We start from the raw sequence: 15,146 nt of genomic DNA, 5'->3' as shown, positions 1-15,146 counted from the left end.
CAGTCGGCTTCTGACGTTCAGTGCAGCCGTCTTCTGAAAACGACAGTGCTACCTGTGCAACACCCCCTCAAAAATGTACGGAAAACTCTATCGCTATTCACTATTATGCGGAAACCTGTTTTTGATGGTTATCCGCCTATGTTGGTTGGCTACATGCGCGTGTCGTCGGACTCCGACCGCCAGAGCACGGACTTGCAGCGCGACGCGCTGCTCGCCGCCGGCGTCGATCCGCGTCACCTGTTTGAGGATCGTGCCTCTGGCGCGAAGGATGACCGTGCCGGCTTGGCGCGGGCGCTTGAGTTCGTTCGAGCCGGCGATGTGCTGGTGGTGTGGAAACTCGACCGGCTCGGTCGCTCGCTGTCGCACCTGCTCGCCATTGTGACTTCGCTCAAGGACAAGCGGGTGGCGTTCCGCTCGCTGACAGAGAACCTGGACACTACGACGCCCTCGGGCGAATTCCTGTTCCAGGTGTTCGGTGCGCTCGCGCAGTACGAGCGCGCCTTGATTCAGGAGCGCGTCGTCGCGGGCTTGGCCGCCGCACGCAAACGCGGCCGGATCGGCGGCCGGCCGCAGGCGATCACTGGTGAGAAGCTGGACGCCATCGTCGCCGCGCTCGATGGCGGCATGTCTAAGGCGGCGGTGTGCCGCAACTTCAATGTCAAGCGCACTACGTTGATCGAAACATTGACGCGAGCAGGTTGGCGTGGTGCGGGAAGGACGGTCGATGAGCAACAAGAATAAGCTACTCACCGTCTTTTCTGACGCAGAGCAGGAAGCCTTGTACGGCCTACCGGACTTCGACGATGCTCAGCGGCTGGAATACCTGGCGTTGACCGAATCTGAACTGGCGTTCGCCAGCAGCCGGCCTAGCCTGCAGGCCCAAGTCTATTGCGTCTTGCAGATCGGCTACTTCAAGGCCAAGCATGCTTTCTTCCGCTTCGATTGGCATGAGGTCGAGGACGATTGCGCCTTCGTGCTGAGTCGCTATTTCCACGGCGAAGCGTTCGAACGCAAGGCGATCACCAAGCATGAGCACTACAGCCAGAGGGGTCAGATCGCCGAACTGTTCGGCTACCGGTCGTGGGCGGCTAGCTTCCTGCCGCAACTGGCACAGCAGGCTGAACAGATCGTGCGGCGCGACGTAATGCCAGGATTCGTGGCCGCCGAACTGATCGTTTGGCTCAGCGAGCACAAAATCATCCGGCCCGGCCACACCACCTTACAAGAGCTGGTCAGTGAAGCCCTGTCCACCGAACGCAGGCGCTTGGGCGGCTTGCTGGCAGAAGTGTTGGACGAATCGGCCAAAGCTGCGCTGGGCCAGCTCCTGGTGCGTGACGACACCCTGTCTCAACTGGCAGCGCTCAAGCAGGACGCTAAAGATTTCGGCTGGCGTCAGATGGCAGGGGAGCGCGAGAAGCGCGCCACGCTGAAGTCCTTGCACGGGATCGCCAAGGCGCTGCTGGTGTTGCGAAAAAAAGCCGAGGCGCTCTGGGGGAAGGACGAGGACGAATGATCAGCGCCCCGGATCGCCGTGAAACGCTGCAGTTGATCGAGGACGCCGTGGCGGCGGGAGCGCGGCGGGCGCAGGCCTGCGCCGAACTGGGCCTGTCGCTGCGCAGCCTGCAGCGCTGGCAGCACTGCCCGGAGGATCGGCGTCCTTCGGCACAGCGAGCTGAGCCGGCCAACAAGCTGACCCCGCAAGAGCGCCGCCGCGTGCTGGAGGTCGCCAACCAGCCCGAGTTTGCCAGCCTGCCGCCGCAGCAGATCGTGGCGCGGCTGGCCGATCAGGGCACCTGGCTGGCCTCGGAGTCGACCTTTTACCGGTTGCTGAAGGACGCCGAACAGCAGCATCCGCGCGGCCGTAGCCGCCCACCGGTGAAACGAGCGCTGACGACCCATGTGGCCGACGGCCCGAACCAGCTGTGGTGCTGGGACATCACCTGGCTGCCGACCACGGTCAAGGGCCGTTACTTCTACTGGTACATGATCAAGGACGTCTACAGCCGGAAGCTGGTGGCCAACGAGGTGCATGAAAGTGAAAGCGCCGAGCAGGCCGCCCAGCTGCTACGCCAGGCCTGCTTACGTGAACAGCGAGCAGGCCAGCCGCTGGTACTGCACTCGGACAATGGCAGCGCGATGAAGGGCTCGACCATGCTGGCGGCCATGCAGAACCTGGGTGTGATGCCCTCGTTCAGCCGCCCGCGGGTGAGCAATGACAACGCCTATGCCGAGGCCTTGTTCCGCACGGCGAAGTACTGCCCGCTGTGGCCGGAGCGGCCCTTCGACACGCTGGAGCAGGCCAGGAACTGGGTGAACAGCTTCGTGGCCTGGTACAACCATGAACATCGCCACAGCGCCCTGAAGTTCGTGACCCCGGCGCAGCGACATACTGGCCAGGCGGAAGAGTTGCTGCGCAAGCGTATCGAGCTGTACGAGGCGGCGCGTGCACGGCACCCGGAGCGCTGGAGCGGCAACATCAGGAACTGGGTGCTGGCACCAATCGTGTGCCTGAACCCGGAGCGGGAAGCGGTACTGCAGCAAACATCAAAGGCAGCGTGACACGCTCACGCGACAACTACCTTGAAAATCGCCGTATAGCCAAAGACAAGGAGGTCGCCAATGACCATTAAGTTAAGTCACTGTTCGGGGATAAACCTGCCATGCGAGCTGGGCCTATGAAAGTCGCCCGCATTTACATGCGGGTTAGCACCAAGGAACAAGATATTCGCCGTCAAGAAGCTATCACCGAGTCTGCACGGCAGGCCGGCTATTACATTGCCGGCGTCTACCGCGATACCGAATCTGGCGTTCGCTACGACCGGCCGGAGCTGCTACGAATGATCGCGGATCTTGGGGTTTGGGGAGCAATGGAACCGAAAACCAACATAAGCACGAATTAAAGTTCGCTTTACTCGTCATCTGTTGTGGATTAGCGAACTTTGATTGGCGAAACGAGTTTATCGCACCACTTTTCGGGTGGTCACGGCCTTTCCTAGTGCTCGCTGAAACGGTTTCATAAAACGGTCGTTTTTCGAAACTGTCCAGACGTTACAAGGGTTTGCGGGGCAGCGACTGAGCTTAAGTGCACTTTCTGTTCCGTTGCTCCCCCAACCCCAAAACGCTCTGTGCTGTAGGGCTTTCCTTGCCTCGCAGGCGGTCGCTGTGACGGTTGATAGCGGCGTTAATTTCGCCCTGCAGGCTGTCGCCGCAATGGCTGCTCAGGAAGGGTACGGCCGTGGCCCACAGGCGGCCGGAACGGAATTCCTCGATCGTTGGCTTAGCAATGCCAGCCTCGCGGAAATTCAGCGGGTACTTGCGGAAAACGCGGTCAATACCTTGCTCGATGGCCGCATCCGAGAACGAACGCCGGCAGTGGATGCTATCGGCGCCGAAGGAGACGGGGACGCCACCCACCAGGTGATAGATAGAACCCTTGTAGTCGATCTGGCCATCGAAGTACGAACCCTGGAAACGGCAGGTGACGGCCTCAACCTGTTTGATGTTAGGACCATCTGTCCAGGCAACGGTGAGGCTCGCGCCGCCCGAGTAGGTATGGCTGCGCACACTGAATTTCATGTCAGGGAACGCCTCTTTCAGCGCTTTGCGAACGAGCTTTGCGGTGTCAGCGGCGGTAAGATACTGAGTAGTCATGGCTTAACTCCCATCTAGTTAGCTGTGATTAGAAGCCCTGGTACGGTTGCCGCCGTCCGGGGCTTCGTCGCTTATGCAGCCTTTCGTCTGCATGGGTCCATTATACTGCCGCTATATCTGGTAAGTCTATGCTTTTCTTTACCTTCTGTCGGGTGTTAAGGTGCTTCTGTCAATGCGGAAATTTGTTTTCCGTAGTAGCATCTTTTGATCTTTTGTCGGAGGACTCCCATGGAAAAGTCAGACATAGACAAGGCGCGCGGCATCGAGCTGGAAGCCGTTCTGGAAGGATTCGGAGCGATCCGCGACCCCGCAGACCCCAAACGCAATTGGAAAACCCACGCGGGGCGGGTAACTGTCACGGACGAAAAGTTCTACAACCACGACGCCGACAAGGGCGGCGGTGGAGCAATCGATCTGGCCATGCACCTCGGCGGTTTCGGTTTCAGGGATGCCGTGGCGTGGCTCGGCGGCACTCATGGCCGCGAAGCAGCGGTACAGACCTACCAGGCCGAAGCACGGCACCAGGCGACCCGCATCCTGGACACTACGCCAAAACCCAAATTGGAAATTCCCGAACCGGACCCGAAAAAGCTGGCCAGGGTCTTGAACTACTTAACAAATACCCGAGGCATCCCGGAACAAATCGTCAATACCGCAATCGACAAGGGACGGCTTTGGGCAGATAAGTTTGGCAACGCTGTTTTCGCCCTTCGCACCTTGGACGGGAAAATGTCCGGCGCGGAACTCCGGGGGACTTACAGCAAGCCCTTCCACGGAATCCGTGGGGACCGCGGCCTGTACTTCACTGGAAAAGCTGCATCGAAACTGGCGGTGTTTGTAGAGTCGTCGATTGAAGCCATGAGTTACCAGGCAATGAACCCCGAAGCGCTGGTGATCGGCACCGCAGGCAGTACCAGGGACATTCTCCAGGGTGCGGCTAAACACCTGGAAGGGCAGGGCTACAAGATCGTCGACGGCTTCAACGCCGATAAAGCAGGTGATCGACTTGGAGACCGGCTGAAAGAGGCTGTGAGCCAAGAGGTTGAGCGTCAACGCCCGACCGCTGGGAAAGACTGGAACATTGAGCTTAAAGCCAAGCAGCGCGCAGCTGCGAAGGAGAACACGCCGGGAAAGCTGGAAGCTGAACCGGAGCGATAAACAACAATACGATAATCACATTCACACTTATCGTAAAAGTGTTGCAGCAGAACTGGCATTACTGTAGGGTCAAACCACAGTAAAGCAATGTCCGGCCTGCCGGACCAGGGAGAGGTTATGAAGCTGGCACCATTCGCACTCTTAGCGGCTATGTGCGCATCCGCCGCGCTTTCAAGCACCGCGTATGCTGAAAGCTATCCAGTCGTCGGCAACGACGTGCAGCAGGATCGTGATGCGCAACGTCGCACGATCTTGGCCAACGAGCTGGCTACGGAACAAAAATCCCTCGATCAAGCTAACGCCGATCTGGCCGCCGCCATCAAGGCTCAAAAGTCACCAGAAGAAGTGCAGCAAATCGCCGCATCGGTGCAGAGCCACAAAACCAACATCGAATCGCTCCAGCGCGAGCTAGACGGCCAGGCCGGGAAGGTAGCCCGGCCCCGTCGCCCCGCGTTTGTCCCGCAGTCGGCCCCGCAAGGCCAAGCGGCCAGCCCCCAAGCACCGGCAGATGTCCCGTATTGGGACGTGTACAAGCGCAAACAGAACGTGCGCGCAACATCCCCCGAGGACGATCAAGACAGCGGGGCAGCCCTAGAAGAATCACCCGAAGCCGGTGACAAGGAGGCCAGTTCTGGAGCCACGAACTAGACACAACCGAAGCGGCAGTATGCCAAAGGGTGTGGCCACGATGTGTGGCGAGGTGAAGCCGAAACAATCCGAAAAGGATACGATAACGGCCCAACACTCAACACACGAGGCCACTGAAATGACGTCCATCTATGAAGACCAGCTAGAGGACAACGCCAAAAATAAGGCCATTAAACAGTTCATCTTGCGGGAGGTAAAAGAGGAACAGAAATTCAGCCTGATAGTGGTTTTAACCTGGAAGGATGGCGAAAACACTCTGTTCAACGCGAGGAAGCAACCACGACTCTGGCCGAACTTGAACACCCTGGCCAGCTACATACGGGGGCTTGATTGCCCCAACGCACCGATAATCCTGGAGCTTGACTATGACAGTACAGACGACTCATGAAACCCTGACACGCCCTGTAGTAAATCGCCGTCTCCTGGCGTTCGTGGCCGCTGTTTTCGGCTCGATCTTCCCGGCGCTGGCCATGGCAGCAAACCCGTTTACAACCGGTGCGACTGGACTGTCCGCCGACACCCTGGCAATGCTGACCCCCGTAGCAGGTATCGCGGTGATGGTCGTAGGTGCCCTAGCCTTGTTCGGCAAGATTCACTGGATGTGGCTCATTGGCGTAATCGTCGGCATCGTCCTGCTGTTCGGTAGCGACCAGATTGTTACCTGGATTCGCGGCCTGTTCGGCGTGTAACCGAGCCACACCCAAGCGAGGCCCCACATGGATAAGAACGACGGAATCCTAGTTGATACCTTGTTCGTGGGGCCTACGCGTCCCACGATGCGCTGGGGAGTCACCTGGCAAGCCTTCATCATCAACATGATGTTCACCATCGAATGTTTCGTATTCACGAAAAATTTGTTGTGGCTGCTGGCCTTCATCCCCATTCACCTGGTGCTGTATTGCATCTGTCTCTACGACCCTCGGGCGTTTGAACTGATCTACCTATGGGGTAGAACTAAGGCGTTTGCGTTCCTCGGCAACTTCTATTACTGGCGCGCCGCTACCTATAGCCCCCTGGAGTTCAACGTCGGAAAGAAACTGAGTAAGCGTAAATTGCGCAAACTCCAGAAAAGGGGATTGATATGAGCTTTGCCGAGAGTTTGAGGAAAAAGGTTATCAAACATGAACCGCCAGTTGCTGAGCGGCTTCCGTTTGAGGTTCACGTAGACCGCCACACGGTGATGACGAAGAACCGGGATTACATGCAAGTAATCCGCCTGACCGGCGCAAGTTTTGAAAGTGCAGATGACGAGCAAGTAAACATTTGGCATAAGCGCCTTAATGCCTTGCTCAAAAACATATCAAGTCACAACGTCGGAGTGTGGCAACATATTATTCGCCGTAGGGAACATAGATTTCCTCCAGGTGAGTTTCCACAAGGGTTTGCCAAAGACCTTAACGATAAATACTCGTCTCGACTGTCAGGCGAAAAACTGCGCGTCAATGAGCTTTATTTGACAGTGGTTTACCGACCGTTCCCGTCCGCTATTGGCAGCGCCATGTTTAACCTGGTGTCGAAGGCCGATAAGTCCAGCCGCCAGGCCGAACGCGAACAGGCGGTAGAGAAGCTGGATAAGGTCGTTCGCCAAGTCATGCGAACGCTGCGCCGCTACGATGCCGAAAAGCTGGGTATCTACAAGCATCAAGGCATCTACTGCTCTGAACCCATGGAATTCATGGGCTTCTTGCTGAATGGGCGCTGGCAGCGCGTTGCAATTGGCCAGGCGCCGCTGCGTAAGCTCCTGCCCGCTTCTCGTCCGTTCTGGGGTAATGAAACGGTCGAGGTTCGCGGCGCTACCAGTACCTATTTTGGGGCCATGCTCGGGATAGGCACTTACCCGGCTGAAACCGGCCCGGTGTTCCTTAATGAATTGCTCAATGCACCTTATGATTTTGTGTTGACGCAATCCTTTAGCTTTATCAAGCAAGAATCCGCACGCCGAACCATGCGCATAGCTCAAAGCCGCATGGAAGCTGCCGAAGATGATGCAACTTCGCAGATTGATGAAATTGACGATGCGCTCGACGACTTGGCTTCGCGCCGCATAGTTATGGGCGAACATCATTTCAATTTGTTCGTTAAGTCCGATACGGTTGAAGGGCTTAATGACAATGTGGCGGACGCCATTGATATCTTGGGTGATACTGGCATGACACCCGTTCGGGAAGACTTGGCCATTGTATCGGCTTTTTGGGCGCAATTCCCCGGCCAGTTCAAGGACCGTCCGCGAGTGTCGGGCATTAACAGCAAAAACTTTAGCGGGTTTGCTCCGCTGCATAATTTCCCGTCCGGTCGGTTGACAAACAACCACTGGGGGGATGCGTTAACTATGTATATGACTACAGCGGGAACGCCCTATTATTTCTCGTTCCATTCCTCTGATCCGCAGGACAAGAACGACGTTAAAATTAAGGACGTGGGTCATACCATGGTGCTCGGCCCCACTGGGTCGGGGAAAACCGCATGGGTGGCATTCAACCTGGCCATGCTTACCAAGTTCGGCGCTACCTGCGTGCTGTTCACAAAAGACCGGGATACGGAAATCATCATTCGTGCCCTCGGCGGGCGGTATTACCCCGTTCAAAGCGGCGTTCCGACCAACTGGAACCCGTTCCAGCTGGACAAAGACAACCCTATCACCATGCCTTTCCTCAAGCGTCTGACGCTCTACCTTGCGGCGCCGCAAGGGAACGTAGACGCATTGGACGTAACCGACGTGGAGCGGATCGAGGCGGCGGTTAACTCGGTACTGCGCAAGGATCTGGAACACCGGCGCTTGGGCCGGGTGCTGGATTTCCTGGACGTGGATTCGATCATTTACAAGCGCCTCCAGCGTTGGTGCTATGCGCGTCGTGCTGGCCAACCTGATGGCGAAAACGCCTGGGTGTTCGACAACAAGACCGACACGCTGGCCGGGTCGCTGGGCGATGCGCTCATTACAGGCTTCGACGTGACCGCGTTTCTGAACAGTGACGAGCTGCGCGCCCCGATCAATATGTACCTGTTCCACTTGGTGCAGTCGTTGGTAGATGGTCGGCGATTCGCCCTGTTCATCGCTGAATTCTGGAAGGCCCTGGGCGACGCGCCGTTCCAGGACTTCGTAGAAGATCAGTTGAAAACGATCCGTAAGAACAACGGGTTCGTTGTGCTGGACTCCCAGTCGCCAAAGGACGCGCTCAAAAGCCCAATCGCTCACACCTTGATCGAGCAGACGCCAAACAAAATCCTGTTCCCCAACGACAAGGCGGATTACGAGCAATACAAGACGCTCGGCGTGTCTGACCGGGTGTTCCAGCTTGTGAAAGAGACGGACCCGGAGTCCAGCCGGATCTTCGTGTTGCAACAAGGTCACAGTTCTGTGGTCTGCAAGTTCGATATGGAAGGTATGAAGTTTGAACTTGACGTGCTGTCGAGTAAGAAACACACGGTCGCCCTGGTCGACGCCTTGCGTGCTGAATACGGCGACGAGCCAGAAAACTGGCTACCACACTTCAAAGCTGCGGAGAGAAAATCATGATGAACTTCAAACGCATTACTGTTGCCATTGGACTGGCCACCGTGATTAGCTCGGGGGCCGCCCTTGCTGATGTTGTGCCTGTTATCGACGGCCTGGCCATTGAGAAAGCCATCGCGAATGGCGTGATTCTGAGCAACCAACTGAGCGAGATACAGAACAACCTTGAAGTGTCCAAGCAACAATACGGTTCGTTGACCGGTAATCGCGGCATGGGTGGGCTTATGTCCGACTCGCCGCGCAATGGTCTGCCGGATAACTGGGATGAAAGCATGGCTCTGTTGAACAGCAACAGTGGCCCGACTTACGGCGACTTGGCCGCTTCGGCTAACCAGATACGTGAGTCGCAATCTGTCCTTTCTTCTTCCGAAGCAGCGTCTTTGTCACCACAGATGCAAAGTTATCTATCGAACATGCGCAATATGAGTGCAAACCAACAAGCGCTTGGCCAGGCGGCTTATAACAACTCCGCAACACGTGTGCAGACCCTGCAACGCCTTTCCTCCAGTATCAATTCATCAACTGACCCGAAGGCGATTATGGACCTGCAAGCTGTGGCACAGTCCGAACAGGCCAAATTGCAGAATGACCAGGCGCAATTACAAAGCGTTCTGCAACTGACGCAAGCGAATGATGCCGCAGCGCGTCAAATGCAAAACGAAATGCGTATGCAGGTGAGCGGAAGTAACGATAGTTTTCCCGCCCTGGATACCTCGATACCTAACAACTGACTACGGAAAGAAAATATGAAACGGTTTTTTGCTCTCGCTGCTGTCCTGGTCTGCCTCTCGGGTTGCTGGGACGAAAAAGACAAGGTGGTTTGTGACGCTGAATGCCGGGCCGAAAGGTCCGGCGAGACTTCTTTCCCAAGTCTGGATACCAGCGCCCCGGACTCGTTTAAAAAAGCCCCTGCAAAGGGGCAATAACTCGGAGTCTAGGCTATGGCTACGCAAACCTATACGCAGGTGCTGACGTTCGTAGACGGAATGACTAACACGTTCATCACGCAGAACGTCGTCGCCGTCGCAAACGCTATTGCACCTGCGGTAAACACCTTACTGGCCGTGTACGTAATGTTTTGGGGCTATGCGTTGCTGAGAGGTGGCACCAAAGAACCTATGATGGATGGGTTACAGCGCATCCTAAAGATGGTGATTATCCTCTATGTCGGCTTTCAGTTTGCCGCATACAACCAGTATGTCGTTAACACGTTTAGCGTAGCCCCGTTGGAACTTGGACAGTCGTTCTTCGGCGCTTCTGATACCAGCACCATTTTTGGTTCGCTGGATAGCATCCTGGGTAAAGGCTTTGAAGCCGGTAAAAAGTTTTGGGACCAGGCCGGTATTTTGGTCGGTGACCCTGGTATGTATATGGTCGCCATCCTGGTTTGGGGCCAAACAATATTGGTGACGGCCTATGCGTGCTTTTTGATCGTCGGTGCCAAAATCGCATTGGCAATCATCATGGCAATCGGACCATTGTTCATCTTCTCGCTGATGTTCCAATCTACGTCCGATTTCTTTAGCCGCTGGGTGCAGCAACTCGCTAACTATGCCCTGGTTATCATTATGACCATTGCCGCTAACGCCTTAGTGATGACCCTGTATGAACGAGCATCAACCGGTGCAGCTGCTATCACCAATACCGCGCAGGTTAGCCAGTTGTTCCCGTTCCTGGTAACCGGCGCGATTTCCCTTCTGTGCCTGGTACAGATTCCATCAAAAGCGGGCGGCCTGGCCGGTGGCGTGTCGTTCAATTCCTACGGCGCTGGGCGCTTGGCTGCCCGCTTCCTGACTCGGTCGCTGCGCTCGCTCATGCCTCGCCGTCGTCCTCGCGATCCGAACCGCAACCGCGATAAGAAGCGGCCACGGGGCGGCCATATCAAGGTCTAACCGCTGGTCGCGTTTACGGGGAAACCAAGGCATGGACGCCTGCCTAACTACAGAAATGCCTTTTCTGCATAGACGGAACATAGTAAAGTGTTGCTATGTATCCGTCTTTTTTGTGCGTGTGAGGAATGCAAAAATGAAGATCGTTTTACGTGTACTCGCCCTGACCGTCGCCGTAGCCGCAGCTGGTTGCGCCCATCAGCCCCCTAGCTGCGATGGCAAGGATCGCCGCCCAATCAACGCAGACCGCCAAGCCGGAATTACCTTCCCCAGCTGCGGCCAGGCCCTCGCCCTTAATGCTTTCGACCTGGGAGACGGCTAATGGAAGTCCGCAAAAAACGTAAACAGTCCGATGCCCCAAGAACCGCAGGCGACGAAGCGTCGTTACAGCGGTTCCTGGCGACCATTCAAGAGTTCGTGGAATCTCACGAAGACATACAGCAAATCCTCCAGGCGTCCCAGTCCTGGGCGGATACCGAAATCGAACGCAAAGACAAAATGGTCAAATGGTCGTTTCGCGTCGCGGGCCTGGCTGTCGTCTTCGCGTTCGGTAGTTTGTGGGTAGCCCATCGAGCAGTTGAAACGGCAATGGTGCCTCCACCGCCTCCGCAAGTTCTCGTCATGAACGAGACAACCGGCGCTATCAACCCGCTGCGCTCCTTGGAGGAAGTCAAGGACAAGTACGAAGATGCGCTGTTGCGGCGCGCACTTAATACATTCGCGGTTTGCCGTGAACGCTATATCAAGGACATGGCGGAAAGTGACTACTTCTGTGCCGCTGCTTTTATGTCACCACAGTTGCAGTCGCAGTGGGGTAAATACTGGGATACTGAAAACCCGGATGGCCCGTTGAATGTCTACGGCAACAAGGCGACCGTTAAGGTTCAGATTGAAACTATCTCGCCACGGGAAAACACACAAGGAATTGTGGATACCGCTCAAATTCACTTTAAACGTACTGTTACGGCAAATGGCATTCCAGCGGTGACGCATTGGATTGCAGACGTAGCATTTAAAATGGTGAATTTGCCAAAGTCTGAGGAACAGCGCCGGGTTAATGATATTGGCCTGCAAATCACCCAGTACAACACTAACCAGGTGTTGAGTGCGCCGAGTTCAGAATCTCGCCGCCAAGTTCAAGCGGCACCGTATCAACCCGCGCAGCGCTCGGGTTTGTCCGCACCAGCCTACTCGCCAACTGACGGGAGGGAGTAGCCATGAAAATCACCCCTATCGCGCTTGCAGTTCTTATCGGCTGCACCTGGAACTATCAAGCTATCGCGGCATCGACCCCGGTAGCGTCAACCAAGGACAAGCGTATTCGATTCGTTGACTACGACCCTTACGACTATGTGACCGTGAAAGCCCGAATAGGCCGTGACACTCTGGTTATGTTCGCACCTGGCGAACGCATCTTGGACATGGGCGGTGGATATACTGACGCCTGGAATGTCGGAGCGATCACAGCCGGAAACGGCTTCTTTATGAAGCCATCCAGGGGTAGCCCCAACACCAACATTCACATTCTCACTAACAAACGTGTTTACAACTTGGACATGGTGCTAGCCGGTCCTAAAGAAGTGAACTATGAGTTCATCCAGTACCGCTACCCGGAAGATGACCTGCAAAACCGTCGCGCTAAGGGCCAAGCTGACCTGGTTAAGAAGATGCTGGCCCAAGGCGATGGCCGCCACCAAAGCGATAACTGGACTGTCGAAGGCGCTACAACTATCGAGCCTACGCGTGTGGTCGATAACGGTTTGGCTACATACGTGACCTTCCCACCTCGGGCCAAGATTCCGCAAATTTACTACGAAAACGAGGAAGGCAAGGAAGTCATGGCTAATTACAACGTCAACGACGACGTTGTAGTGATTCATGATGTGAAAGCGAAATTTATTTTCCGTAGTGGCGAGCTTGTGACCTGTATTTACAACGAGTCATATGACCCACGCGGCGGTGATCGCCCTAAAACCAAAACACAATCACCGCATGTTGAGCGTGTGTTGAAGGAGGCCGAACAATGAGAATGCCATGGAACCGTAGGGATGAAGTCGAAGAAGAAGAGGACGAAGTAGTTGAAGAACAGTCCATTCAAGGCGACCGCAAGATTGCATCGGTTAATAAAGGTATGCGGGTTCAAGCCCGTGTCACCAATATCATTGCCGGTGTCTGTATCTTGGGCTTTGCTGGATGGCTGTTATTCACCTACTACGCCGGTCTTATCAAAGAGCGCCAGGAGCGTAAAGACCGCGACGTCGACACTACCCAAACGGCCAACGCACAGTTGCCGCCTCTCAAGGTCGGCGCGCTGGATGCGCCCGCCAGTTCGCAACAGGGCGGTCAGACTGCACCTCCGCCGCCTAACGTCAACGCACGGGGCAGCAATGGCCAGCCGGTGAAATCGCCGGCGCAGATCGAGCGGGAAGAACGTCTGTCGTCGTCGGTGAAATTCAAGCTCGATGGCTCCGGTTCGGCATCGAGCGCTGCCGCTACTTCTGCCCGTGCTGGGGGACAGCCGGGTGGCCAGTACCAGGCCGTTGCTGGACAACCCGGGCAAGGTGGCCAGGCCAACCCTGGTGATCGTCTCTCGCAGTCGCTGCAATCCGCACAGATGGACCCTGTGGAAGCGTACCGACTGGGCGACCCTGGACTGATGGTTTACCAGGGCGAGGCTATCCCTTGCACTGTGCGCCCGGCCCTGGACTCGTCACTGGTTGGCATGGTGCAGTGCATCCAAACCGATGACCTGTGGTCTGCCGATCACAGCGCCATTGTGGCCGAGCGCGGCACCATCTACACCGGCCAGCAACTCATGGGCCTGGCTCGCGGAAATCGGCGTCTGCCGATTGTGTGGACCCGTGGCCGCACTCCGATGCCAAACAATGTTGCGTTCAACCTGAGTTCCGCGGCCACCGATGAACTTGGCCGTACCGGCGTCACAGGCGACATTGACTACCACTTGGCCGAACGCTGGGGGCCTATCGTCGCGCTGAGCCTCATTGACGACGTAGGCGCATACCTGGAAGCGACCCAGCAAAGCAACGATAGCCAGAACACCACTATCAACCTGGGCAACACCCGCAGCGGTGGGCAGGACTTGGCCACCGAGATTTTCAAGGAAGCCGCCAATATTCCGAACACCCTGACTCGTAACCAGGGCGCGAACATTTTTATCTATGTGGCGCGGGATATTGATTTCGGGAAGGTTTATAGCCTGGAGTACAAAGAATGACCGATAACAACGATGGACTGCATACGGTCGAGATCCATCTTGAGTTACTAAACGAATATCTCAACGGGGATTACAACGAACTCTGCATCAACAAACCGTTCGAGCTTTGCACCTATACCCATGGGCATTGGGAGTACGTCAGGATGCTGGAGCTTGACTACCAGTGGTGTGAAGAACTTAGCCGACTGGTAGCGAACTTTTCGGGCCAGCCTCGCGAGCCAATCATCAGCGCTGAACTTCCAGCAGGGCAGCGAATAGAAATCACCTTGCCGCCAGTCACAGAAACCCCAAGTATCACAATACGCCTTCCCCCCAAAGGGAAGGCTTTCACGCTTGAGGATATTATCGGCTTTGGTAGTTTTAAGCGTACCCAATGGGTTCAAACACGCGGTATCAGTGCAGAGGTACGGGCCGAGCTGAACCGCGAACTGACGCCAAAAGAGCGCACGCTGCTTGAACTGTTTCAAGCTAAGGATGTGGTGGGGTTCCTTTGCACCGCCGTGGTAGAAAAGCAAAATATTTTCTTTGTCGGTGAAACAGGCTCGGGCAAAACTGCACTGATGAACGCATTAGGGCATAAGATCCCGGAAACCGAACGCCTTATTACCGTAGAAGATACCCGCGAATCTCGTCTGCCACACCGTAACCAAGTGAACTTGAAGTTCACTAGGAGTACAGACGCATCGGAAAAATTGCGGGTGAAGGGCGTGCTGGCTTCTACGCTGCGTCAGTTTCCAAGCCGAGTGCTGTTAGCTGAGATTCGCGGCGACGAGGCGTATTTCTTTTTTCAGAATGTTGTGAACAGCGGCCACCCTGGCACCATGGCCAGCTTTCACGCCAACAGCCCGAAAATGGCATTCCGCCGCATGGCCAATATGATTCAGGCCAGCCCTGAAGGTAGCCAACTCTCTCAAGACCTAATCATCAAAGACCTTTACATGCTGATTAACATCGTTATTCAGTGCGAACGCGATGAACACGGCAAACCGTATGTAAGCCAGATTTACTACGATCCTGAATACGCGATCCAGGTAGCGGGATAAGGGGGTTA

Annotated in this window: 16 protein-coding genes and 2 pseudogenes; 17 read left to right on the top strand and 1 reads right to left on the bottom strand. The window is 55.9% G+C overall.

Going from position 1 to position 15,146, the window contains the following annotated elements; translation table 11 throughout:
- The first annotated feature begins 138 nt into the window (after positions 1–138).
- From ACVWSC_RS29290 to ACVWSC_RS29275, 4 genes and pseudogenes are all read left to right on the top strand, one after another.
- Positions 139–741, top strand: a complete 603-nt coding sequence (locus tag ACVWSC_RS29290; RefSeq protein ID WP_010465829.1) for a recombinase family protein — start codon at positions 139–141, stop codon at positions 739–741.
- Positions 725–1,462: pseudogene (locus ACVWSC_RS29285) on the top strand (DUF4158 domain-containing protein); the annotation flags it as partial. The gene ACVWSC_RS29290 and the pseudogene ACVWSC_RS29285, both read left to right, overlap by 17 nt.
- A 47-nt stretch (positions 1,463–1,509) precedes the next feature.
- Entirely contained in the window at positions 1,510–2,559 is a 1,050-nt protein-coding gene (locus tag ACVWSC_RS29280) for an IS3 family transposase (RefSeq protein ID WP_033979079.1), read from the top strand.
- Positions 2,560–2,675: 116 nt separating this feature from the next.
- Positions 2,676–2,852: pseudogene (locus ACVWSC_RS29275) on the top strand (recombinase family protein); the annotation flags it as partial.
- Between the two features lie 226 nt (positions 2,853–3,078).
- Here the strand turns inward: ACVWSC_RS29275 and ACVWSC_RS29270 are convergent.
- A complete protein-coding gene (locus tag ACVWSC_RS29270) occupies positions 3,079–3,651 on the bottom strand; it encodes an LPD29 domain-containing protein (RefSeq protein WP_212628920.1) in 573 nt (190 codons plus the stop codon).
- 228 nt (positions 3,652–3,879) lie between these two features.
- Between ACVWSC_RS29270 and ACVWSC_RS29265 the strand changes: the two genes are divergently transcribed.
- From ACVWSC_RS29265 to virB11, 13 genes are all read left to right on the top strand, one after another.
- Entirely contained in the window at positions 3,880–4,809 is a 930-nt protein-coding gene (locus ACVWSC_RS29265) for a DUF3991 and TOPRIM domain-containing protein (RefSeq protein WP_212628919.1), read from the top strand.
- Between the two features lie 117 nt (positions 4,810–4,926).
- On the top strand, positions 4,927–5,457 hold the full coding sequence (locus tag ACVWSC_RS29260) for a hypothetical protein (RefSeq protein ID WP_182275396.1): 531 nt from the start codon (positions 4,927–4,929) through the stop codon (positions 5,455–5,457).
- A gap of 118 nt (positions 5,458–5,575) precedes the next feature.
- A complete protein-coding gene (locus ACVWSC_RS29255) occupies positions 5,576–5,845 on the top strand; it encodes a hypothetical protein (RefSeq protein WP_162465317.1) in 270 nt (89 codons plus the stop codon).
- The gene (locus ACVWSC_RS29250) at positions 5,823–6,146 is read left to right on the top strand and encodes a TrbC/VirB2 family protein (protein ID WP_220460315.1); all 324 of its coding nucleotides are present in this window, start codon (positions 5,823–5,825) and stop codon (positions 6,144–6,146) included. Before ACVWSC_RS29255 ends, ACVWSC_RS29250 begins: the two co-directional genes overlap by 23 nt.
- Before the next feature lie 27 nt (positions 6,147–6,173).
- Positions 6,174–6,542 carry a VirB3 family type IV secretion system protein gene (locus tag ACVWSC_RS29245; protein WP_182275397.1) on the top strand — a complete coding sequence of 123 codons (369 nt, stop codon included), beginning with the start codon at positions 6,174–6,176 and terminating at the stop codon, positions 6,540–6,542.
- Positions 6,539–8,974: a VirB4 family type IV secretion/conjugal transfer ATPase gene (locus ACVWSC_RS29240; RefSeq protein WP_182275398.1), complete on the top strand. Its 2,436-nt coding sequence runs from the start codon at positions 6,539–6,541 to the stop codon at positions 8,972–8,974. Before ACVWSC_RS29245 ends, ACVWSC_RS29240 begins: the two co-directional genes overlap by 4 nt.
- Positions 8,971–9,702: a TrbJ/VirB5 family protein gene (locus ACVWSC_RS29235; protein ID WP_212628917.1), complete on the top strand. Its 732-nt coding sequence runs from the start codon at positions 8,971–8,973 to the stop codon at positions 9,700–9,702. Before ACVWSC_RS29240 ends, ACVWSC_RS29235 begins: the two co-directional genes overlap by 4 nt.
- Before the next feature lie 210 nt (positions 9,703–9,912).
- Entirely contained in the window at positions 9,913–10,863 is a 951-nt protein-coding gene (locus tag ACVWSC_RS29230; RefSeq protein ID WP_182275400.1) for a TrbL/VirB6 family protein, read from the top strand.
- A gap of 133 nt (positions 10,864–10,996) precedes the next feature.
- Positions 10,997–11,182, top strand: coding sequence for a hypothetical protein (locus ACVWSC_RS29225; RefSeq protein WP_182408785.1), 186 nt, complete (start codon positions 10,997–10,999; stop codon positions 11,180–11,182).
- Positions 11,182–12,075: a VirB8 family type IV secretion system protein gene (locus tag ACVWSC_RS29220; protein ID WP_212628916.1), complete on the top strand. Its 894-nt coding sequence runs from the start codon at positions 11,182–11,184 to the stop codon at positions 12,073–12,075. Before ACVWSC_RS29225 ends, ACVWSC_RS29220 begins: the two co-directional genes overlap by 1 nt.
- Before the next feature lie 2 nt (positions 12,076–12,077).
- Positions 12,078–12,887 (top strand): TrbG/VirB9 family P-type conjugative transfer protein, encoded by an 810-nt coding sequence (locus tag ACVWSC_RS29215; RefSeq protein WP_182275402.1) that lies wholly within the window; start codon positions 12,078–12,080, stop codon positions 12,885–12,887.
- Positions 12,884–14,095, top strand: a complete 1,212-nt coding sequence (locus tag ACVWSC_RS29210) for a TrbI/VirB10 family protein (protein WP_212628915.1) — start codon at positions 12,884–12,886, stop codon at positions 14,093–14,095. The genes ACVWSC_RS29215 and ACVWSC_RS29210 overlap by 4 nt, the downstream gene beginning before the upstream one ends.
- Positions 14,092–15,138, top strand: coding sequence for a P-type DNA transfer ATPase VirB11 (virB11, locus tag ACVWSC_RS29205; protein ID WP_212628914.1), 1,047 nt, complete (start codon positions 14,092–14,094; stop codon positions 15,136–15,138). Before ACVWSC_RS29210 ends, virB11 begins: the two co-directional genes overlap by 4 nt.
- Positions 15,139–15,146: the final 8 nt, after the last annotated feature.

The sequence above is a fragment of the Pseudomonas sp. NUPR-002 genome (assembly GCF_056322725.1).
The sequence above is the reverse complement of the archived record's forward strand: the minus strand, read 5'-3'. Positions and strand labels throughout refer to the sequence as shown.

Bases quoted from the DNA above. Each gene is read 5' to 3' on its own strand.
- ACVWSC_RS29290 (WP_010465829.1), top strand. From the start codon at position 139: ATGTTGGTTGGCTACATGCGCGTGTCGTCGGACTCCGACCGCCAGAGC.
- ACVWSC_RS29280 (WP_033979079.1), top strand. From the start codon at position 1,510: ATGATCAGCGCCCCGGATCGCCGTGAAACGCTGCAGTTGATCGAGGAC.
- ACVWSC_RS29270 (WP_212628920.1), bottom strand. From the start codon at position 3,651: ATGACTACTCAGTATCTTACCGCCGCTGACACCGCAAAGCTCGTTCGC.
- ACVWSC_RS29265 (WP_212628919.1), top strand. From the start codon at position 3,880: ATGGAAAAGTCAGACATAGACAAGGCGCGCGGCATCGAGCTGGAAGCC.
- ACVWSC_RS29260 (WP_182275396.1), top strand. From the start codon at position 4,927: ATGAAGCTGGCACCATTCGCACTCTTAGCGGCTATGTGCGCATCCGCC.
- ACVWSC_RS29255 (WP_162465317.1), top strand. From the start codon at position 5,576: ATGACGTCCATCTATGAAGACCAGCTAGAGGACAACGCCAAAAATAAG.
- ACVWSC_RS29250 (WP_220460315.1), top strand. From the start codon at position 5,823: ATGACAGTACAGACGACTCATGAAACCCTGACACGCCCTGTAGTAAAT.
- ACVWSC_RS29245 (WP_182275397.1), top strand. From the start codon at position 6,174: ATGGATAAGAACGACGGAATCCTAGTTGATACCTTGTTCGTGGGGCCT.
- ACVWSC_RS29240 (WP_182275398.1), top strand. From the start codon at position 6,539: ATGAGCTTTGCCGAGAGTTTGAGGAAAAAGGTTATCAAACATGAACCG.
- ACVWSC_RS29235 (WP_212628917.1), top strand. From the start codon at position 8,971: ATGATGAACTTCAAACGCATTACTGTTGCCATTGGACTGGCCACCGTG.
- ACVWSC_RS29230 (WP_182275400.1), top strand. From the start codon at position 9,913: ATGGCTACGCAAACCTATACGCAGGTGCTGACGTTCGTAGACGGAATG.
- ACVWSC_RS29225 (WP_182408785.1), top strand. From the start codon at position 10,997: ATGAAGATCGTTTTACGTGTACTCGCCCTGACCGTCGCCGTAGCCGCA.
- ACVWSC_RS29220 (WP_212628916.1), top strand. From the start codon at position 11,182: ATGGAAGTCCGCAAAAAACGTAAACAGTCCGATGCCCCAAGAACCGCA.
- ACVWSC_RS29215 (WP_182275402.1), top strand. From the start codon at position 12,078: ATGAAAATCACCCCTATCGCGCTTGCAGTTCTTATCGGCTGCACCTGG.
- ACVWSC_RS29210 (WP_212628915.1), top strand. From the start codon at position 12,884: ATGAGAATGCCATGGAACCGTAGGGATGAAGTCGAAGAAGAAGAGGAC.
- virB11 (WP_212628914.1), top strand. From the start codon at position 14,092: ATGACCGATAACAACGATGGACTGCATACGGTCGAGATCCATCTTGAG.